At 51.3% G+C, this 19336-nt stretch carries 20 protein-coding genes; 5 read left to right on the top strand and 15 right to left on the bottom strand.

The window, feature by feature from the left end:
* Window positions 1-563: 563 nt before the first annotated feature.
* Window positions 564-920, bottom strand: a complete 357-nt coding sequence (locus tag ACF0H7_RS07365; RefSeq protein WP_397452117.1) for a hypothetical protein — start codon at window positions 918-920, stop codon at window positions 564-566.
* A 672-nt stretch (window positions 921-1592) separates the two neighbouring features.
* Window positions 1593-2099, bottom strand: a complete 507-nt coding sequence (locus ACF0H7_RS07360; RefSeq protein ID WP_397452116.1) for a ProQ/FinO family protein — start codon at window positions 2097-2099, stop codon at window positions 1593-1595.
* Between the two features lie 435 nt (window positions 2100-2534).
* Between ACF0H7_RS07360 and ACF0H7_RS07355 the strand changes: the two genes are divergently transcribed.
* Window positions 2535-3890 carry a hypothetical protein gene (locus ACF0H7_RS07355; protein ID WP_397452115.1) on the top strand — a complete coding sequence of 452 codons (1356 nt, stop codon included), beginning with the start codon at window positions 2535-2537 and terminating at the stop codon, window positions 3888-3890.
* Window positions 3891-4343: 453 nt separating this feature from the next.
* Here ACF0H7_RS07355 and ACF0H7_RS07350 read toward each other — a convergent pair whose 3' ends face one another.
* From ACF0H7_RS07350 to ACF0H7_RS07335, 4 genes are all read right to left on the bottom strand, one after another.
* On the bottom strand, window positions 4344-5255 hold the full coding sequence (locus tag ACF0H7_RS07350; RefSeq protein WP_397452114.1) for a hypothetical protein: 912 nt from the start codon (window positions 5253-5255) through the stop codon (window positions 4344-4346).
* A complete protein-coding gene (locus ACF0H7_RS07345; protein ID WP_397452113.1) occupies window positions 5242-5409 on the bottom strand; it encodes a hypothetical protein in 168 nt (55 codons plus the stop codon). Before ACF0H7_RS07345 ends, ACF0H7_RS07350 begins: the two co-directional genes overlap by 14 nt.
* Complete coding sequence (locus ACF0H7_RS07340) at window positions 5406-7535, bottom strand: AAA family ATPase (protein WP_397452112.1); 2130 nt, start codon at window positions 7533-7535, stop codon at window positions 5406-5408. The genes ACF0H7_RS07345 and ACF0H7_RS07340 overlap by 4 nt, the downstream gene beginning before the upstream one ends.
* A 265-nt stretch (window positions 7536-7800) precedes the next feature.
* Window positions 7801-8115: a winged helix-turn-helix transcriptional regulator gene (locus tag ACF0H7_RS07335; protein WP_397452111.1), complete on the bottom strand. Its 315-nt coding sequence runs from the start codon at window positions 8113-8115 to the stop codon at window positions 7801-7803.
* Between the two features lie 150 nt (window positions 8116-8265).
* On the opposite strand from ACF0H7_RS07335, the gene gstA reads away from it, so the two are divergent.
* The 3 genes from gstA (at window position 8266) to ACF0H7_RS07320 (ending at window position 11091) form a co-directional block, all read left to right on the top strand.
* Window positions 8266-8895: a glutathione transferase GstA gene (gene gstA / locus ACF0H7_RS07330; RefSeq protein WP_397452110.1), complete on the top strand. Its 630-nt coding sequence runs from the start codon at window positions 8266-8268 to the stop codon at window positions 8893-8895.
* A gap of 478 nt (window positions 8896-9373) precedes the next feature.
* A complete protein-coding gene (locus ACF0H7_RS07325) occupies window positions 9374-9802 on the top strand; it encodes a DUF2231 domain-containing protein (protein ID WP_397452109.1) in 429 nt (142 codons plus the stop codon).
* Window positions 9799-11091: a PQQ-dependent sugar dehydrogenase gene (locus ACF0H7_RS07320; protein WP_397452108.1), complete on the top strand. Its 1293-nt coding sequence runs from the start codon at window positions 9799-9801 to the stop codon at window positions 11089-11091. Before ACF0H7_RS07325 ends, ACF0H7_RS07320 begins: the two co-directional genes overlap by 4 nt.
* 487 nt (window positions 11092-11578) lie before the next feature.
* Here the strand turns inward: ACF0H7_RS07320 and ACF0H7_RS07315 are convergent, their stop codons facing one another.
* From ACF0H7_RS07315 to ACF0H7_RS07275, 9 genes are all read right to left on the bottom strand, one after another.
* Window positions 11579-12001, bottom strand: coding sequence for a hypothetical protein (locus ACF0H7_RS07315; RefSeq protein WP_397452107.1), 423 nt, complete (start codon window positions 11999-12001; stop codon window positions 11579-11581).
* Between the two features lie 84 nt (window positions 12002-12085).
* Window positions 12086-12379, bottom strand: a complete 294-nt coding sequence (locus ACF0H7_RS07310; protein ID WP_397452106.1) for a hypothetical protein — start codon at window positions 12377-12379, stop codon at window positions 12086-12088.
* A gap of 171 nt (window positions 12380-12550) precedes the next feature.
* Window positions 12551-12610, bottom strand: a complete 60-nt coding sequence (locus tag ACF0H7_RS07305) for a hypothetical protein (RefSeq protein WP_397453850.1) — start codon at window positions 12608-12610, stop codon at window positions 12551-12553.
* Window positions 12611-12624: 14 nt separating this feature from the next.
* On the bottom strand, window positions 12625-12888 hold the full coding sequence (locus ACF0H7_RS07300) for a hypothetical protein (protein ID WP_397452105.1): 264 nt from the start codon (window positions 12886-12888) through the stop codon (window positions 12625-12627).
* A 356-nt stretch (window positions 12889-13244) separates the two neighbouring features.
* The gene (locus ACF0H7_RS07295; RefSeq protein WP_397452104.1) at window positions 13245-13685 is read right to left on the bottom strand and encodes a hypothetical protein; all 441 of its coding nucleotides are present in this window, start codon (window positions 13683-13685) and stop codon (window positions 13245-13247) included.
* 75 nt (window positions 13686-13760) lie between these two features.
* Complete coding sequence (locus ACF0H7_RS07290) at window positions 13761-15611, bottom strand: P-loop NTPase fold protein (RefSeq protein ID WP_397452103.1); 1851 nt, start codon at window positions 15609-15611, stop codon at window positions 13761-13763.
* Window positions 15612-15615: 4 nt separating this feature from the next.
* Window positions 15616-15903, bottom strand: coding sequence for a hypothetical protein (locus tag ACF0H7_RS07285; protein WP_397452102.1), 288 nt, complete (start codon window positions 15901-15903; stop codon window positions 15616-15618).
* A gap of 146 nt (window positions 15904-16049) precedes the next feature.
* Complete coding sequence (locus ACF0H7_RS07280; RefSeq protein ID WP_397452101.1) at window positions 16050-16814, bottom strand: NYN domain-containing protein; 765 nt, start codon at window positions 16812-16814, stop codon at window positions 16050-16052.
* Window positions 16815-16865: 51 nt separating this feature from the next.
* Window positions 16866-17543: a hypothetical protein gene (locus ACF0H7_RS07275; RefSeq protein ID WP_397452100.1), complete on the bottom strand. Its 678-nt coding sequence runs from the start codon at window positions 17541-17543 to the stop codon at window positions 16866-16868.
* Between the two features lie 496 nt (window positions 17544-18039).
* Here ACF0H7_RS07275 and ACF0H7_RS07270 point away from each other — a divergent pair, with 496 nt between their 5' ends.
* Window positions 18040-19308 carry a hypothetical protein gene (locus tag ACF0H7_RS07270; RefSeq protein WP_397452099.1) on the top strand — a complete coding sequence of 423 codons (1269 nt, stop codon included), beginning with the start codon at window positions 18040-18042 and terminating at the stop codon, window positions 19306-19308.
* Window positions 19309-19336: the final 28 nt, after the last annotated feature.

Here is a 19336-nt window from a genome sequence, read left to right as displayed (position 1 = left end):
CATGCCGTCGAACTTGTTGTGTAAAGTACTGTAGCTCTTGGATCCAAACCTTGCAAAATTATTGCACATGCATAAATGGCATTAAACAGAGGATCTAATAGAGCGATTTGATCTATAAAGCGAATTTTACAAATTTAAGCAGTGATACCAATTCCCCTCTTACTTGGGAAGTGGGCAGTCTAGTAGTTGCTTGGTTTTCAATGTCTGTCTGAAAAGCCTCGCTGAATTAGTCGGACTCTAACATCGTAGTGATGTCACCTACAGGCTCATCGTTATGGCAACAGCTATTGTCCGGGATTGCCAAGACCGACTGGGTGCGGGACACCACAAACATCAGTCGGCCCAATCCAGCACAATTGTTGCGCGTGCGTAAGTAGAAACGATTTACTAAACTACGGCCGTGGCGGCCACGCGAGCGTAAAGGCATGACCATTTCCCTCGCAGCTTATTTACCCATGTTGGTGTTGTGTAATGAGACAGAAACCGCCGCACACTCTCACTGGCTGCCGGCCTCGCACCTTTCAAACTCCGGCAGTACGTTGGTGTGCTTGCTGGACATGTGCTCAATACTCAGGTTCGGCGGGAAACGGATAGGGATCGTTTCCACGCTGAAGCGGGTTTGACCTCAGATCGCACGCGAGAAATGTATCGGCGATCACGTGTGCATCGTCGAGGCCTGCGATGATTGGACGAAGCTCGTCCGCTGTCATGTCAGTCACCAGTTCGACTTCAACATCTGGGAAAAGCTGATCTGGAAGGATCGTCAGACGGTGCACTGCTCTGGTGCCAGGCGAAAGCATCAACTCGAAGACATGCTGGATAGCATCTGCGCGGAAAGAAAAAATATTCATGGCGATGATGGGACTTTGGAGAGAGTGGGTGGAATTAGCTGGAGGAACGCGGGTGGAAAGATTTGCCACTTATGGTTGAGGTCCAGGTGTGTACAGAATCGAAGGAGCTGCAACCAGCCTTTGATGCTGAGCATCATGCCAACAGCGACATCAATTAGCCACCACCCTGAAAAACTGTTGACCGTAGCTTTTCTGATTTGTTGGATCTTCGCTGGAAGCACCTGTAGCCGCACTCGTCTCAATACTCGAACTGCCAGGTTACTGAGGGCATGGGTTACAGCGTTCATCGATAGGTCCCGTTAGGAATCCGCTAGGCGGAATAGGTTCAGGGGGTGGGCGGCGTCCCCCCCGACCTTTTACGGCTCGTTCATAATTACAGTATTACGCTTAAACCCGGTGATCAAACCCAAGCAACCTGTAGGGGCAACTGCATGGCGTTGAGCACTTGTCTGCAATCCAGCTGACAAGGCATGCGGTCGTGCTGACCATCAGCCTGGATTCAATTTGACCACCTCACGCCGCACGCCATCGTCAAAAACGATACAACGAAGGCCCTCGTGCCGGTCGGGAGTCGGCAGTCGGCAAAAATGCGGACTGTCGTTTTGGCAGCTACCCAACCCAACAGCCGTTGAATCTCTTTGCCAGTTGCTTGCAGGTCCATCGAGCGTGCGGCTAAGCAGTGAGCACGCGCCTTGCCAGTGATCCTCGTAGTTGGGCGCACGATGCAAAGCGCGATTGTGTTCAGCCCTTAGCCTGCTCTGAACCCGTATCGGAAGTGACGGCCGGCACGAGCGCCTTTGATTTCTCCCGACTACGCCATTGGCTGCGTTGCCGCGAAGCTTGCTGCTTCGCATGTAGCGCCTGATCGGCGGTTACAGTGCCCACGTGCTGACCGCTCAAGTCTAAGCGGGGTGCATTCTCAACCATGGCTACCCAGTACCGAGTGCCTCGACACCACGTGGAGATGCCAAGCTTAAGCTGTTCGCGTGTTATTCCGAGTAGTTCCAGGTGTTGCTCAGCATCCTTCAAAATCCCTTCTTTAAGCGAAACTTTGGGAGCTGGATTCACAGGGAAGGCCAATGGAAAATGCTTCTGCAATGGCCAGATCGCTTTAAGCGCTGGATCCTGGTCACGAGGTTTCGCCTGCGGGGAGGACTTCGGCTTGAGGTGTATCGCGCTATCGGCTCCTGCATGCGCTTTTTCAGCTTGCAGGCGCTCACGTAGTTCAGCTAGTTGTTCAAAACCCATCGTTCAATTCACTGCTTTAGGAGATTGCGTGGCGCAAGGATATTCCATGCAGCGCTTGAGAGCAGCTGAAACAGGATGAATCGCCGCAGGTTTCGTGGGCGCACGTTGAGCGCACGTTGAGCGCTTCTGGCTGACTGCCGCCAGGCGCGAAGTGCTCTATTGCATCGAGAATCGCCGGTCGTGACCGGCGACTATCGACCCAAAGCTGCCGGTGGCGAATGGTAGCGTTCGGCCAAAAACAATCGTTGGCGATGGACTGCTTCCGGCCATGAACCGAAGCACTTTCTACTCTTTACAACTGTTAGTCTGGTGAGGCAGTTGATAAGCTGAGTTCAGTACGATAGGCCGACGGGCGAAGCTCAGGCAAGGCAAAAATAGATGATAAAGTGAAATCTATTATGCACTCGTGTGAGCACAATTTACTAGGAAAGGCTAATGTCTGATTCCACTAAAGCACAAGAATATACAAGGGATACCTCGATTCAGATACCCGAGCGTCGTTCAGAAACAATATTGGATGATCTGGGAATCGCTCTAAATGATGCAATGGCTAGTAGCGTGCTAACGCCCTATGGACCAGTACCATTGGCAAACGCGCTGGAATCCACCGACATTGAAATTTCCAGACCCGCCTCGATACAGCTTAATGCGATCATAAAAAAAATTGAACCGATTCTAAGGCGTGATAATCGGTTTCCTGGAGATGATAACTATGCTCTCCGGTCGGCGATAACGAGAAGCGGAATATATCCAAACAAATCTATTGAGGCGATGTTGTATCGAGCAAAAAAAAGTGGCTCCACGCCAGATGCAATTGCTTGGCTTATTCGCGTCTTAGCTACAAAGAATGGCAATGTTAATTTGGTTGAAACCTTGTGGGGGCTTTCAATTCAAGAGCCTTTGCAGTTGACTGAGAATATTCAGTTATTGCCTTTGTCCAAGCTGCCGGAAAGTGCTCAGAAGAAATTTTTCGTCCCTGGTGCAGATAGAGGATTTAAGTGCAGTTGGACAATACCAAGGGTAATCAGTGATTCTCCCGGGGGTGCGCTTGTAGGGCAGATGGAACTGAAATATTGCGTGCATAAATATGCTCCAGAGCAGCAGCAATGGGATGAGCTGGCGAAAGATCAGAATTTAATTGCTGGCCTAATGGAAGAGTTTCACGACATCGCCATGCTTATAACTTTGATTGGTTATAATCCTGTTATAGGGACAGCCATCTGGATGGAGTACGAAGACGCCGATTTGAAGTGCTATGGCGACTTCCTAAGCTCTTGGAGCGCTCGTTCAATTGAAACCATTCCACGCGCGGGTCAAGTTTATCAGCCTGTGGATCTCTCAGAAATTCAAAATATCATTTCTGATTTTCAGCGCTTGAACACTCAAGCCAAATTAAAGGTTCGCGTGGCCTTAGAGCGTTTTAATCTCGCGCTCCGCCGAGGTAGTTTGGGCGATAGGGCAATTGACCTTTCGATTGCGCTGGAATCTTTAGTAGGAGGAAACGAATCGAGTGAGGTCACTCATAAGGTTACAACACGAACAGCAAGGCTTCTTGGTAGCGATCTAACCCAGCGGAGCCGTATACGAGACATCGTCAAGGCAACTTATACTTATAGAAGCGCAATGGTGCACAACGGCCAGCAGCCAACTAAAGCAAAAATGATTTTAGAGGAAAGAACTGAAGCGAAAGAAATTTTAAAGCAGGCAGGTGTTGTCTGTGCGGACTTAATAAAAACTATTTTGCGATTGGGTGACACTCCAGAGTGGCAAAGTTTCGATATTGCACCTTAGTTTGCCGTCAGTGGCTGTTGGCGTGCAACCATTTCGAAAGAGTCTGGCTTCTAAGAAGATAAATAGGGCTTTTTACCCCTTGTTTGTTAGTGGTGGCTTTTTCGTTGATTGTCATTAATAGATAATCACATTTGAATTGAATTGACATAGTTTAAGTAGGTCATTAGCTGCCCTCCACGAAGGGCATCTTTTGGCCGATTCTGTTGAAAAAGTCGATTTTCTCAAACTGCCAGAAGACTGGTCGGTGAAAGCGCCTTTTTGCACGCACCTACGTGAAATCTGAGTTCGAATGCCTCTGCGACGATTCTAGAATTCAATCTCAGACACGCACTTTTTGGCAATGGAAACGAAGGTCGACTTTTTCAACAGAATCGGCCGATAGCTGCCTTTCGTGGCCGGCAAAACCGGGGGGGCAAGGCGTTTTGTCCTTGTGTAACGATGCAACAGCATGGTTCAGCGAGCCGCTGATTCCACAGGGCTGTCCGCAGCAACTCTAGCCAACAACGCGTCCATCATTTTCGATACCGTGCCGTACCTGGATTCGACGATGTGCCGGGCGAACGCCGAATACTCATTGTTCGCTTCGGCGTGCCTAAAGAATTTATCGATGAGCATTTGCAGCACGGGCATCCAGCCCCTGACTCCCTCGTTAGTTGGTTCGTCTGCAATTTTGCTGATGGTTGCCTTCAAACATAGAAACTCTTCGTCCAGCTTAAGTTGCAGTTCTCTTCTCGCTTCCGCGAGTTTCGAGCGATTAAGGCCAAGAAGGTCGATGCTTGCCTGGCCGTTTTGCGAGACGGCGACAGCCAGCGGTTGGTCGACCATGACCTTCCAGTAGATATGCTCGCGGGGGTCCACGCTGGTTGGGTCTATTAGCAACGGGGCCTCCAGCGCGTGGTCGTCGGTGGCGCAAGTGGCCCGGGGCCCGGACACTGGGAAGTGATCGTGCTTACCACTTAGTCTTTCGCCCTGGGTCAGTTGCTCGTCATCTTCGCTGCCCAGCAGCGTCTGGTTTCGGCTGCGGTTACAATCGATGCAGGAGGCGAGCAAGTTGGTCCATTCAGTGGCTAGCCACCAATATCCGGGATGGTTGAGCACGCCCGCTACTCGGCCCTTGGGGCGGAAGTGTTCAACGTCGATGGGGCCAGTGTTAGTTATTTTGCCCTCGCAGTAGGCGCATTTATTGTGAAACAGCGTGTTCAACGCCATGACCACATCGGGCTCTTTGTAATGAGAGAAACCATATGCAGTAGTGTGCGGGTTCTGGTAGTGGATCTCTGCGCGCAAATGCTCACGGTGGCCCGCGCCATTCGGCGCGGTTAGGGATGCCGGCTTTTCGACCAGGCTGCGGTTAACGGGTACCATACTTTTTCCTGTTGCGTTCTAGTACCTCGATAATTGCCCGCACAGATGCTTCCCTGGCGCTAGCATGCTCGAAGGGTGTGGCGATGTCCGTATCACGGATGTGACGGGTCAGCGCTTGAGCGATGATCTGTCGGTCGAGGGTATCGCCGATCATGGGGAGGCTGCCGTAGTTTTCCAGCAGGTCGTCGCGGTGCCTCCGCTCCGTTTGCGTGAGGTGCTGTCTCCGTGCGCGGCATATTTGGCGAGCTGTTCCAGTGCATGCTGACGCAGCGGGTCTTCGGTGGTGGCCAGCCCGAAGTAGTCAGACGTCAGGATCTGCTCAATACGTAAATTTGCCACGTTGGGTAATTGCTCAACGCGTTGCAGGTGTCCAACGCGATCTCGATATAGCACTTGCACCTCGCCTTCGAGCATTCCCCGCAAGCACAATGGATCGTGAGTAGACGTAATAAACTGTACGCGCGGGAACGAGTCGCGCAGCGCTCTCATCACGCGCATCTTCCAGCGTGGGTGCAAGTGGTTTTCGATTTCATCGATCAGCACGATGCCTTGCGCGAACTCCAAGTTATCCCAGTGTTTGAGCATTTCTCGCATGATGTCAACGGCCATGGCGAACAAAGACTTATAGCCATCACTAAGATGTTCAATGGGCAGAGGCGAAGTGTGGCGCTGGATGAAGATCGAAAGGTCGTCCCGGGCCACGAACTCACCGGCGCGCAGGGAAAGCAGAGAAGCCAGTGCACGTGCCACAGCGTCGAATTTTTTCTCCTCCTTGAGATTCAGCAACCAGTTAGTCGGGTCCGGCAGACTGGCTGCCTGATTGAACAGCGTCCTGTTGGGGCAGGTCTGTGCTTTCGTGGACTTCCCTAGTACGAAGTATCTTCGGGAACCATAACCGAAGACCACGTTATGTGGGGAACCGACGGATTTCAGGCGGCCCGTTTGCAGGTTCATGCTGAGGGCTACTGCCTCACCATTGCTGAAGCGCAATGTAACTGCTGGTTGAAGAGGGGGCATCAAGGTGTCGTCGATGCCATAGGGAATAATGCTCTTTTGGTCGAGACGTAGGCGCTGGCGCTCTCCACTGGGCATTAGCGCCAGCGCAATAGCTTGCAGGATCGAGCTTTTTCCAGTGGCGTTTTCCCCCAACAGCATTGTGCAGGACGTTTCGCTACGACTCTGGCCAGTTGGGCCTGCGTCGAGATCCAACGTGAAGTGTTCGACCCCCTTGAAACGGCCGATCTCAATACGGTTGATGTAGGCATACCGCCGAGGTTGTAGCTCGCCCAGTTCGTTGTTCTGGATAACGAACGCCAGATCATTGCTCTTGCACCGTGAAACAGCCTCTTCCCAATCATGGACCGAAAACTCATTCCTGAGTCGAATGATCTTTTTGATCAGATCGGTGTGAGCAGAGTATCTGCCATGGCGGATCTGGGTTTGCAGTATCCGGCAGACATGCCCCAGGCAGTTCCTAACGGCCCCTCCGTGGAGTACCTCATGATCGGTGTATTCTCGTAGTGCCTCTCTTAGTGCATGCTCGTTGCTGTTGCCTAGAATGATTTTTAGCCCCGCACCGATCTGCTCCTTACGTTTTATGCAAAGCGCTGGCCGATTGAGGTTGAGAATGTTGATAGTCTCTTTTCCGGCGGCAGAGGTAGAGCAAGCGACACCATCCGTATCGAACATGAGGTGATCCGAAGGATTGTCCTCGAATGGGTTGAGCAGGAGCGGCATTTCCCGGAGCTGGGCCGCTCTCCAGGACGAAAGTGCAATAGCGGTTCTGCCTGATATCGGGAAAAAATTGAGTTTATGGTTATCGCAGTCCTTGCAGATAAGCATCAGGTTCCGCCATTCGTAGGCGAACCATGCATAACACTCAAGATGCTCTGCGTCCTGATGAGGATCAAACGCGTTGCTCAACGGTCGATAGTGGGACACGAACCGACTCGGTTTGTGTTCGAGAATAGTTTCACAATAGGCACACTTGCTGTGCTGGATCCGCTTGAGTTCCTGGAGGACAGACTGCGCGTCAAGTACATCCTTGTCGAACGGCGGCCGGGTGCGTGCCCGTTCGGTTGGGTTAAGCTTGAAGTAGGCCCTAAGCTTAGCCATCTCCCGGACATACAGGGTGTTTTTTGTAGAGATTTCAACGGGCTTAGGATTCGACAGTTTTTTTAGCTTAATCAAAACGCGCAATCTTCCGTGAGAGTGGAAATGTAGGGAGCCTTGGGTGATCGACGCGAAGGTCTGCGCAACGGGCGTGATGCGTAACATCATCGCACAATCAATAATCTTAGGTTCCACTGCGCGCGCATCTAGTCAACGCCTTGATTTGGTCATGCCGAATGCAATCTTTGACCGCATTACGTCGGCCCGAGGTAAGCGTCCGCACATGGCCGACTTCCGCCCTAGCGCTGACCGTCTGCATTGGGTCGAGAGTCGCCGGTCACGAGGGGCGAATCGACCCTGTATAGATAGTCCGTCCCACCGCCCGAAAGGGATGTTCAACGCAATATCGACGTGGGCAGACGCTGACGATGAATTAGCGGCTCTTGACCCATAGCCCAAACTGCTTCATTACCTCCACCACGGGCTCTAGGCGCCTGCCGTCATCGGTGAGTTCGTACTCAACCGTTACGGGCACTGTCGGAAATACTGTGCGTTTTACAAGCCCTGCTTCCTCAAGGGCACGCAAGTCAATGGTCAGCATTCGTTGCGATATGGCAGGAATGTCTCGCCTCAACGCATTGAATCGCTTAGGCCCATCGAGCAGGTAGGATGCAAGGAGTAGACGCCAGCGGCCACCCAGCAAACGCATCGCTTCTTCTACCGAGCATCCTGATACGTTGTCTTTCATTCTCGGAATCTCTGAACGGATGTAGGTATATTTTATGTACCTATACTACAAAATAGTGCGTTCTTCCTATTTTATACCTGACATCTAGAATGGGCTGAAGCCGTCTCTCCATTGGAAATGACAGCGCTCACTCATGCTCTGGAGTCTGTAATGAAGCTGTACTACATCCCCGCGTCTTGCTCCCTTTCGCCTCACATCGTACTAAATGAACTAGGTCTCGATGCCACGTTGATCAAGGTCGATTACAAGAAGCACCTCACCGAATTGGGCGAGAATTACTGCGACGTCAACACGTTTGGCTATGTGCCAGCAATTGAGTTGGACGACGGTACACTCCTACGCGAAGGCCCAGCAATTGTGCTGTATTTGGGCGATCTGAAACCGGAGCTTGGACTTGTACCCACTCATGGCACCCTTGATCGATATCGACTCCAAGAATGGCTGAGCTTCCTGACGTCTGAGATTCACAAGGGGTACATTCCCCTGTTGTACGCAACACTCGCCGGTAAATATGTGGAAACTGCCAGGCCAAAACTGGAAAAGCGCTTTGACTGGATTAACGAACAATTGGCTACCCGCCCATACCTTATGGGAAATTCCTTCACTGTGGCAGACGCTTATCTCTTCGCACTAACAGGCTGGGGGCAGGCCGCTTGGCTGACCAGCTACTACAAGGCCGACATCCATTTCGACAATTTGCATAACCTTCATGCGTGGTATGACCGGGTTCGGGTTCGTCCTGCGGTTCAAAAAGCACTGAGTGAAGAAGGGCTTGCGTAGACGGGAGGCAGATAGATGACTTTGCCGGACGCATACGCCACCGCCAGACGATGGCATGATTAACACGTTGCTTCCCTCCATCAAGGCGACATTGGCAATCGAGGTGTTAGGCTGCGCACACTCGGCAATGACTTGGGTCTTGAAGGATTTGGAATAGGAACGGCGTACTAGTGGCGTGGGCGTACGCGTAACAAGGCTAAAAATGGTGTCAGATCACATTATGTGGCCACCATCTCCTTAAGCGACGGTGTCAGGAAGGAGCGTTGCCCGAACGGTTACTGCTGTGCTCTCTTCCGGATCGACCATCGACCAGTGTGTTGGGAGCACCTAGATTTTCGAGATCCTTCCACCTCTGTAATTGCATTGAACTAACACTTTGACCTCGCGATCTTTTTATTGCGCATCCAGCGTATGCCAGCCCATCCCAATTTATTTGCGCCGGGGTCGGCCTAGGGTTGATGAACGATAAGGAGCCACCGTGACCGACACTGCCGATTCTCCCTACCGCGTCCTTCCCGGCCCGCTTCACGCGGTCCTGTTGGCGGGAGCGGTGCCGCTGTTTCTTGGCGGATTATTAAGCGATATCGCTTACTTCAAAACCTACCTTATTCAGTGGAGCAACTTTGCCTCCTGGCTCATCGCTGGCGGCATGCTTTTCTGTGGATTGGCGTTGCTGTTCGCGCTGGTCAATTTGATCCGCTCAAGCCAAAAATCAGGCCGTCCGGTAGTTTATCTCTTGCTGCTTCTGGTCACTTGGGGACTGGGGTTGGTTAATTCTTTCGAGCATGCCAAGGATGCCTGGGCCGTCATGCCTTCGGGTCTGATTTTGTCTGTCATCGTGACGTTGCTGAGCTGCGTTTCGGCATGGACAGGACTCACTAACCTACGTTCTGGAGGCGCACGATGAGACATTTCCATGCATTGACGGCACTGTCCATGGCCCTACTGTTGAGCGCCTGCGGAGGCGAGAAAGACAGCACTGAAGAGCACGGTCCAGACCCTAAGATGCCTGAGGCCCAACGCGGGCTGTTGCCGAGCATGAAGATTGCTGAACCTACGGCCTGGGGCGATCAGAGACCGACCGTACCCGAGGGCTATAGCGTTTCGGCGATTGCGACCGATTTGCTAGTGCCGCGTCAGACGCTGGTTTTGCCCAATGGCGACATACTTGTGGCGGAAGGCAAAGGCGGTACTGACGCGCCCAAGCTCAAGCCAAAAGACATCATCGCAAGCTATATCAAGGCTCAGGGCATTACCCCGGTCAAAGGTGGCAATCGTCTTACACTGCTACGCGATGCCGATGGCGACGGGAAGTACGAACTGAAAACCGTTTTTGCCGAAAATCTCAATGCTCCGTATGGGCTAGCTTTCGCCAATGGCAAAATTTATGTTGCGAATCAGGATGCGCTGGTGAGCTTTGATTATGTAGAAGGCCAGACCAAGGCTACAGGTGCGCCAACGACAATCACTGAACTGCCCTCCAAGATCAATCACCATTGGACGAAGTCACTGGCAATAAGCCCTGATGGCCGCACTCTGTATGTCGGTATTGGCTCCAACAGCAATATTACCGAGGGCGGTATGGAGATCGAGCTGGAGCGAGCGAGAATTTGGCAGGTCGACGCCCAGACGGGAGCACACAAACCCTTCGCGACGGGCGTCCGCAACCCTACAGCGCTGAGGATTCAGCCTGGGACCGGTCAGTTATGGGCGGTCGCCAACGAGCGTGATGAGCTTGGGCCTGATCTTGCTCCCGATTTTCTGACCTCAGTGCGTGAAGGCGGATTCTACGGATGGCCTTATAGTTACTGGGGCCAGAATGTCGACTCGCGAGCCCAGCCACAAGATCCAGCCAAGGTCGCCTCGGCAATTAAACCTGATTACAGCCTGGGCTCGCACGTCGCCGCGCTCGGCGTCGATTTCTCAATCCCTGCGATGGGTAACAAGTTCGCCGACGGTGTATTCGTAGGTGAGCATGGCAGTTGGAACCGTGATAATCCGGTGGGCTACAAAGTGGTCTTCGTGCCGTTCAGCAATGGCCATGCTGCGGGTGAGCCAATCGATTTTGCGACGGGCTTCCGGGGATCTGATGGAAAAACCCGTGGCCGACCTGTGGGTGTCACTGTCGATCCCCGCGGTGCGCTCATCATTGCCGACGACCTCTCCAATACTGTCTGGAGAGTGACTCGCAATTGATAAGGACAGAAACAACGGGGCACTTCTTCCCCGTTGTGCCGTCTAGCTCAAATGGGCGCCCTTGTTGCAAGTAACAAGAATCGTCCGTCGTAACCTTCGACCCTGCGATGCCGTGAAATCAATGGTGGAGAGACAAGTCGTCGCCTAGAAAAGCTCACCTGAGCCCCGCCACTTTACTTTGGGCAGTTCATTGGAACGCATTTCAATATGACTAAGCTCTGTGAGCACTATGTAAGGTGCCTGCCTTCACCGCATGACCCAACCGCTTCGCGGATAAGCCCAGCGGGTGTGGCTTAGAGTGAGTCGGCAGGTATCGCTCAGCGCATTATTTACCAAATGGCCCTGTTGCAATGCAGGTAATATTTCAACCTAGTACCTGCCTCAATAGGTGACGGAGCATGCGGTGGCGATCCGCTACAATTGATTGTTATCTGTGTATGGCAGTCCAAAAAAATGCGTCAAAAAATATATCTTTATGGCTACACCATCACCGGATAGCTGAAGCTGCCTGGATCCACAGACTGGATGGATTATCTACCCAGTTACCAACCTCTTCCGTACCGCCCCCGGCTCCGTGCGACATTTCCCATCTAGTAGCACTAGGCGTAGAACCAAAAACTGCACCCGCATCAGCTAACCATCGACCTTGCTGGTCTTCCACTAAATAACAGTGCTTCAAAGCTGGATGCCCGAGGACTCCATCAATATTGGTGACTGGAAGCACAGAAATCAGAATTGTGTGGTTGCCGCTGCATTCTGAGTGTCCGCAATCAAAACTGACCCGAAAATCCGGGACCCAATCTGCCACCGAAGCCGGATTTGCCGCCCACGTCCAACCAGCCAGATTGAAAAAAGCTGCCCACTGAGCATGGAGCTGAGTCGGAAAAGCTAATCCATCGTAAATCATCATCGAGAGCTAACCTTTTTCACAGAAGCGCTTATGAAATTTGCTATTCGAACACCCAGCTGGATACCTCCATCGCGTCAGCGATGGTCAACCGACTGTCTTGACAGAAACAACATCGAAATACTTAAACTTTTGCTTTTTGGCAGCTGCTTTTGCGTCGATTTCAGCGGTCAGTGTGCTTAAAGAATCTGACTCATAAATAAATAATTCGGTTACGCCTTCAAACTCCTTCGACACCTTCATGGTCACTTGGATTCGCGGTCTGCGGACCCTTGCACGAGCAGCCTGTGGCGGCTCTGCCGGTTTCAATGGAGTAATAGGCTCGGTTCCTGATGTCGACCCGAAAAGGGCTCGACGCATTTCTTCTTCCAAGTCGCTCATATCCACACTCTCATTTCGGTACTGCAATCTTCATTATTGGGGACCAGTAATATTTTGGGTCGGAGACAGCCCTGCCCAAGCATTGGGTTCAATGCTTGGGCATTCCGAGAACTACGCTTCAAATCAGGAAGACCAGGACTCCACGACATCAATGCTGTGATCACTGCTCTACTACTTCAGCGTTTTGTGATTACCGCCCTTGGTTTCAACTGTCTCACCGCTATAACAAATCTAGACCACGCAGATCAATTGCTCTCACCGACCAATAATCCGACGTCAGCGACAACGGCGTCACTGAACTCATTAGGTACTAGCGTGACTAATGCTGTCAGTAGCGCCTGAGCCTTAGCGATAGCATGAAACGTGAGCGGCCCTTTTTTTCCTTCCTTCGTCTTACCCGGGGCATCGGGACGAAACCAGCCGATGTGGATCTGTGCCGCATCGATACCGAAGCTCAAAAGCAATTGGCCATCAGGTTTTTTGATTACCCATTTTTCAGTTTTTTGCATGTGGATTACCTAGATTTCCTATTTCGTTCATCCGTGGACGTGGCAGTAATTACCCTGCAATGACACCCATTCCTGAGGGGAGGTAAGCATCGAGCCGCCCTTAATAATCATTTTGCAAGGCTCGTCACGGGCTGTATGACCCGCGCACACTACCGAGAATTGGGTATCCTGCCAAAGCCTGAATTGTCTGGCAGTCACACCATAGTAAGAGCTGAAAAACTCGGCTGGGTCCTTCAGGAACGACTCAAGATCTTTGCGGGGGACCTCCAATGTTACCTCCCCGCCTGGAGCCTCATGTTTTCCAATGAAGCCGATGCCGCCATTTGAGAGCGCATCAATGCATTTCGAAAGCTCCATCACATTCCCTCAACAGTAGCCAAGCCTGACTTAATAGCCTGATCAACGGCAGCAGTAAAGAATGCTTCTCGCGCATTACCCCAAAGAACTTCTGGATCGGGCAAATTTTGAAACAATCTATGAAGCACGTAATCGGCGGTAAGGTCGACCATGTCAGGAATTCTTTGGCTGTCGATGTAGAGCAGTGAATTTGCTACCGATGGCACGTCCGAAAGGCAGTAATGATCATCTTCACCTTCGGATGAAAACACCGCTCCACCTTGGTAGTGGATGGATACCTCGGCATCCAAGTCATCCTCTTCATAAAGCGATATTTCGTACCACTCCACCCAGCGCTTTTCTGGTCGGATTAAAAAGCCAATGAATGACGCCTGCGGGTCTGTGCCGACAGCGAGGACGGCTTCTTCAAAGGTTCGCATGTATTCGGGATGGGCGCTCATTTGTCCTTTTCCTTGATCACTTAGCTTTTCGTAAACTGCCATAGTCGGTCGCCCATAATGGCCGCCGCCGTGCAGTCACTCGGTGGCTGCTGGACGTCCAATCCCTTCCTCGATCTTCCCGAAGTAGTGTTTCACCCGCAGGCGCAGTACTTCTTTGAATGGAGCAATGTCGGCATTAGCCATCACCAGCAAGTGGCTCTTCATTTCACCCAACCAATCGTACTCATCCTGGAGCGGGGAACCGCGTTGGTAATTATGCTCAAATCTTTTGATCAAGCTTGCAAAAAGATGATCATTAGAGCAGGAGTCGACGATCAACAGCCGAGAGAAATCAGCGACATCGATATGGTGCAGAAAAGGCGCATTTCCGTATTTCTTTTCCTGAACGCCGAACTCGTAGAGCGAAGAATAGCTATCAGGATTGGATTCCAATCGTGCCACGTAGCTGCAAGCTACGGTCTTCATCTGCCTGCGTTCGACACCATCAGCCGCTTGTTTGACTATTTCATAGATGGCTTTAAATTCAGGGCTATTCGCGGATGAGTACCCTAGGCCCAAGGCTGCCATACTGTCGAAGCCGAAAGGCCCTCGATTTGAAGTCAACGCATTTTGCTCGACCAAGGTAGCTACGTATTCGTTGAAGTACGCCTCAGGCTCAACCCCTTCGCCAAGGATCTGATCACCGTATTCTCGAAGAGAGATCGCGATCCCTGCCACATGCAAAATGAGGCCAGGATGGATGAGCTTGTGGTCGGCTAACTGAGCCTGCAACTCTTTTTTAGCCTTAATGTATTCGGTCTTGGGCAACTGGTTCCAATTCCACAGGAGCCGCCATGCAGGAATGTTTGCGTGCCCAACCACCGCAGGATGCTCTCCCAAACCCTTGTTGATTTCCTCAACATTGATGACCCCTGCGGAATACAGCTCTGCCAGATGCTTTGGACTAACGATTGGGTCCGCCCAGTTAACCTCGGGGTAGCGGTTCGACAACTCACTGAACATCTGCTCTGACGGTGTCTTGGTGGTGGTACCAGCGTACAGGCTGACACGAGCGATATGGGTGCTAGGTAGAGACTTGAACGCCTCGCCCGATAGCGCACCGCTCCGAAACTCGCTGCCCGTAGCGACCATATACAGCAGCAGTTGCTTCAAGGCATCGGGCTTATCCCTCAACCGTACATCGACGGCCTCAACGAGGCGCTCGTAATCTGCCAGGATAGCCCGAAGATTGCGGAAATTTAGTTTCCCAGACGCACAAAACGTATCAAGCAATGACGATTTTTCACGCGCCACAGTCTGCTTAACAGGCTCCAAACTAAAACGCTCGCTAAGCTTCAGCAACACCTCTTCAGGATCGGATTTGACCTCTAAGGTCTTGCCCACGAGCTTTTCTTTCTGGCGATCATAGACGGCACGCTGATCAGAAGGAATGTCAGCCTCATTGACGAGGATGATGACTTTAAGACCTTCATGCTCAACAAACGTATTGATGAAACCCAGGACGTCAGCGATCTTCATCGAGCAACGTTCCAAGTCGTCGATGACCAAGACCTTGCCCTCTAGCTTTAACAGCATGTCACGGACGAGTTGATCGCTATTCTTGGTGCCAGATATTTTGTCCACCCAGTGGGCTGCTACCGATCCGATAACCCGCGAAGCCTTCGAACTGAGCTGAGGATGAATCTGGGCAAAGAACTGATCGTTAATCGCTGATGTGGAGGTTACCCCATAGAGGCTCGCATACAGGTAGCAAGGCTTTTGTACCTGATCAATGCGGTCTGATCGGCCCTTGAGATAGTTTTCGATGAAATGGGTTTTACCTGCTCCCCAGGGTGCGTTGAGCATGACGGCGAACTCCGCATCCGCCGCGTCATCGAGGTAGTAATCCAGAAATCGGACAGCTTCGTTGGTGTAGTGGGTGGCCATGCGTTCAAAACTCCGGAGTGGCTGGCAGCGGGTCGAAATCAATTCCGCGCTGTAGCGGGTTCGACCCCAAGTCGCATGCGAGGAAGGTATCTGCCATGACATGCGCATCGTCGAGGGCAGCGATGGTTATCCGAAGCTCCTCTTCCGTCATGTCACTCACTAGCTCCACTTCAACATCAGGGAAATGCTGGTCTGGCAAAATGGTGAGGCGGTGCACGGTACTCATATCCGCTGAAAGCATCAGCGCGAACACGTGTTGGATGGTGTCAGCTCGAAAAGAAAAAATGTTCATGAGGATTTCAGGACTTCGGAGAGGGTTAGTGGACTGTGTCTAAGGATCGCTATCTGGCGCTTCAGCAGTGGCTCAAATGGGCGGAAAGGAGACGCCGTGATGGGCGCATTTCAGCGCAGTTCTCCGGTCGGCACGGATAATTTTTGTTAAGACGCCATAGGTTGGGCGACTGCTTTACGAATGGTTCGAATAAACATCGCCGTACCCTCAAAACGCATGTCAATGTCGAACAATTCAGATGCCCGGATCAAATCACCCAGCTTCTTGAAGCCATAATTTACTACCGAGAACGAGCTATTATTCCTGATGTACTCGGATACGTGGCTCAAATGGGACCAACCATCATCACTCGCCGTTTGCTCCACGGCATTTCGCAGCAGGCGAACAAGCGTTGTGTCGCTTCGCAGCTCGTTGCGGCCCTTCTTCTTGGGCTGGTCAGCAGCAACAAACTTGTCCTCGCCCTTGTCTTCGCCACGGGTGGACCTCAAATTCTCAACGTAGATAAACGAGGTACAGGCAGATACGAATGGCGAAGGGGTTTTGGTTTCACCGAAGCCATAGACTGGGAATCCACTTTCTTGCAGCCGAAGCACTAGGGGGGTGAAGTCGCTATCACTGGTCATGAGAGCAAAGGCATCGATGTTTTTGCTGTAAAGCAGGTCCATGGCATCAATGATCATGGCCGCATCAGTGGCATTTTTGCCCTTGGTGTAAGCGAACTGCTGCATCGGACGAATTGCGAAGGGATGGAGGCGGTCCACCCATCCAGAAAGGTGCTCGCTTTTCCAATCACCATGGGCATGACGAACATTCACCATTCCGTATTTCGCCAATTCCTCCAGCACACCCTCCACGGCGCAGTGGCTGACGTTGTCGCAGTCGATTAGCAGGGCTATACGCTTTTGTTGCATTCAAACATCCTTGTTCAGATTAGTGTGCGGTGGTCGGATGGTGGTACGACCTTAAGTGACCGCGTGATTTTTCAGGAGGAACCAGCACATGTTGAGTGCAAATGACCGACCTAGACGTGTCATCTGATCCTCAGGAATGCCAACAGGTCGGTGGGCTCCAGGACTGAGAAAGCCGAATACCCCAGCCAGCCCCTTCTCCCCTTCAATGGTTATCTCGCCGTTGATGCGCAAATATGTCAGCACCTCACCCCACTTCGCTGGGTTGTAGGTCCCTTGGGCGTCCGGCCGTGTCGCCACATCACCTGCGACATCTCCAGCCAATGTTTCCAGCGCGACACGCACATTTGTGAGGGCTGCATTGTAGTCTGGAGGGGTGCGTCTAAATGCATCTGCGGAATCATTGATCTTGGAGAGTATTTCCTCACTCCTAGGGGCACCGCAAGACTTGAGGCCCTTGATCAAGTCATCTTCAACAGGGGAATCGGAAAGTGCCGGATCCGTCTGGACAAGCTTTTTGTTGTCCACCACATAGCCGTCTAGGATCAGGCATTGCTTCAGATCTTGTTCACGCTCGTCAAAGCGATACTTCGGACTCACCCTGGCGCGAAAATCACCGGCAGTGGCGAACACTTCAGCGACAATCCGCATAACCGTATCGGAAGATGATGATTGCAGCGAGTTGAGGATTTCTATGAGCAGTTGTTCTTGGTACAAGCTGGCATGAGGCATGCCGTGCTTGCTGAACAGCACCTCTGTATTTTGCGAAGGTTATAGCTCTAGAAACTGAGCAAGCGAGTGAAGCGTTCTTGACCCGATCATTTCACAGTTTTCCTTTCCATGTGTGTTGCATGATAAATCAGAGAATCGTGGTCCGACTCAAACACTCGGCATCCATTCGTGAATAGCAACACAGCTGATTCTACAGTGCCTTTCGAGCCTAGAACTACGATCCGTGTGGCCCACCCCGTTGATAGTGATCAAAGCTGGCGGGCTCAAACAAACTAGCTGCCTAAGGGGTGGCAGAAAAAAATAAAGTCGAGCCATTGCATGTCGATAACCAACAGCGATATTCGCCCTTAGCAGAACAAAGCCCGTATTTCAGCCAGCAAACGGTTCAGAGCAAACCCTAACCAATGCGATCATCCTAATCAGATGACGTTGAAATGCATCCATTTCCCCACCAATACCCCGCAGGGTAGCAAACCCAGTTTAGAAGGAAAGACTCTTGAATCAACCACCATCTGGAATTACAGCAAACGCGGATCAACCCTCTGAAACTAAGAAGCTGATCCGGAAATTACTGAGGGGCGCGCCAAAGCACTGGAAAAGCATTACCGCTATAGTATCTCTGTATGCGTCAGGCACTGCAATATTTGGGTTATATGTCTACCTATCAACTATCGAACGCGTGGATTTGTTCATGCCATCCATCGCGATAGGACCAGCGCTTTTTGCATGGCTATTCTGCGCAATGCTCGTGCTATTGTCCGTAATAATATGCATAATAATGCCGGCGTTCATTTTTGGAGGCTTAATATCATTATTTGGGCTGCCAGCAAAACATACGGCTAAACTCGGCATTAAATTCGCGACACTCATGGCCATTGGATTTGGGCTGCTAACTTTAGCCGCCTTCAATCTCGACTCAGAAAAATTTGGACTATCAATTCCTGTGGTATGGCTTTTTGCAATATTAGGCCTAAGCGGAATAGTGGCATTTACTGAAAGACAACGGTTAAAGTATTTAGCTAAACTCACTGGAACCAAGTGGTACCGCGCTAGAGCCTCAGGGCTCATCCTATTTGCCTCTATGATATACATGCTCGCTGTGCTAACAGGCATATATCCTGCAATATTCATTTCTTGGACACATTCGGAACTGACCTACAACCAGAGTCCGGTCTGGATAGGAGCAATCTCTATTTTTTGGATGTTTTTGCTTTGCATTCCTATAATTACTTTTTACGGTAGCAAGGGCAGTCTATCCAAAAAATTATCAAACTGTATTATTGCAGCAATCGTTGTCATATTAACTTTTTTTGGGATGTCCCCCTCCCTATTCGGATTGGTAGCGTATTCGGCCGCATCAGCGGTCAAGCTTCGGGACCAAAAGGTTTCAGAATATATTATTAGCAAAAAATACCCCATAGGGACATTTGACTCACAACTTTGGGAATTGAAAGAACTAAAGGATGATGAAAAAAATATCACTATTAAAGGATTTCCTTTATTTAAATTTGGCGACACACTGCTGCTCTGTCCATCTCGGTATGCAGGCTATGGCCGTGACTATGTGGCGACCATATCCAAATACTGCTTCGCAACCACTAAATCCGAAGTAACTCAAGCGGCGCCAACTCATACGATACCTACTTTCGATCTAAGGGAGATTTACTGCGGTCGCGAGTTCACTCATCCTCCTAGAGCCCTTACCACTAAGCAGCAGTGTGTGTTTGCCTCACCCAAAAGCGCCCCTCAAGCCGATCAAAAATAAGAGTTAGCCCGCAGCCATGCTGACTGAG

It is taken from the genome of Pseudomonas sp. NA-150, assembly GCF_044336365.1.
Lineage (GTDB): Bacteria > Pseudomonadota > Gammaproteobacteria > Pseudomonadales > Pseudomonadaceae > Aquipseudomonas.
The sequence above is the reverse complement of the archived record's forward strand: the minus strand, read 5'-3'. Positions and strand labels throughout refer to the sequence as shown.

What these genes read in the sequence shown, in the direction of transcription:
- ACF0H7_RS07360 (WP_397452116.1), bottom strand. Translation starts at nt 2,099, where the DNA reads ATGGGTTTTGAACAACTAGCTGAACTACGTGAGCGCCTGCAAGCTGAA.
- ACF0H7_RS07355 (WP_397452115.1), top strand. Translation starts at nt 2,535, where the DNA reads ATGTCTGATTCCACTAAAGCACAAGAATATACAAGGGATACCTCGATT.
- ACF0H7_RS07350 (WP_397452114.1), bottom strand. Translation starts at nt 5,255, where the DNA reads ATGGTACCCGTTAACCGCAGCCTGGTCGAAAAGCCGGCATCCCTAACC.
- ACF0H7_RS07345 (WP_397452113.1), bottom strand. Translation starts at nt 5,409, where the DNA reads ATGATCGGCGATACCCTCGACCGACAGATCATCGCTCAAGCGCTGACC.
- ACF0H7_RS07340 (WP_397452112.1), bottom strand. Translation starts at nt 7,535, where the DNA reads ATGATGTTACGCATCACGCCCGTTGCGCAGACCTTCGCGTCGATCACC.
- ACF0H7_RS07335 (WP_397452111.1), bottom strand. Translation starts at nt 8,115, where the DNA reads ATGAAAGACAACGTATCAGGATGCTCGGTAGAAGAAGCGATGCGTTTG.
- gstA (WP_397452110.1), top strand. Translation starts at nt 8,266, where the DNA reads ATGAAGCTGTACTACATCCCCGCGTCTTGCTCCCTTTCGCCTCACATC.
- ACF0H7_RS07320 (WP_397452108.1), top strand. Translation starts at nt 9,799, where the DNA reads ATGAGACATTTCCATGCATTGACGGCACTGTCCATGGCCCTACTGTTG.
- ACF0H7_RS07315 (WP_397452107.1), bottom strand. Translation starts at nt 12,001, where the DNA reads ATGATGATTTACGATGGATTAGCTTTTCCGACTCAGCTCCATGCTCAG.
- ACF0H7_RS07310 (WP_397452106.1), bottom strand. Translation starts at nt 12,379, where the DNA reads ATGAGCGACTTGGAAGAAGAAATGCGTCGAGCCCTTTTCGGGTCGACA.
- ACF0H7_RS07300 (WP_397452105.1), bottom strand. Translation starts at nt 12,888, where the DNA reads ATGCAAAAAACTGAAAAATGGGTAATCAAAAAACCTGATGGCCAATTG.
- ACF0H7_RS07295 (WP_397452104.1), bottom strand. Translation starts at nt 13,685, where the DNA reads ATGAGCGCCCATCCCGAATACATGCGAACCTTTGAAGAAGCCGTCCTC.
- ACF0H7_RS07290 (WP_397452103.1), bottom strand. Translation starts at nt 15,611, where the DNA reads ATGGCCACCCACTACACCAACGAAGCTGTCCGATTTCTGGATTACTAC.
- ACF0H7_RS07285 (WP_397452102.1), bottom strand. Translation starts at nt 15,903, where the DNA reads ATGAACATTTTTTCTTTTCGAGCTGACACCATCCAACACGTGTTCGCG.
- ACF0H7_RS07280 (WP_397452101.1), bottom strand. Translation starts at nt 16,814, where the DNA reads ATGCAACAAAAGCGTATAGCCCTGCTAATCGACTGCGACAACGTCAGC.
- ACF0H7_RS07275 (WP_397452100.1), bottom strand. Translation starts at nt 17,543, where the DNA reads ATGCCTCATGCCAGCTTGTACCAAGAACAACTGCTCATAGAAATCCTC.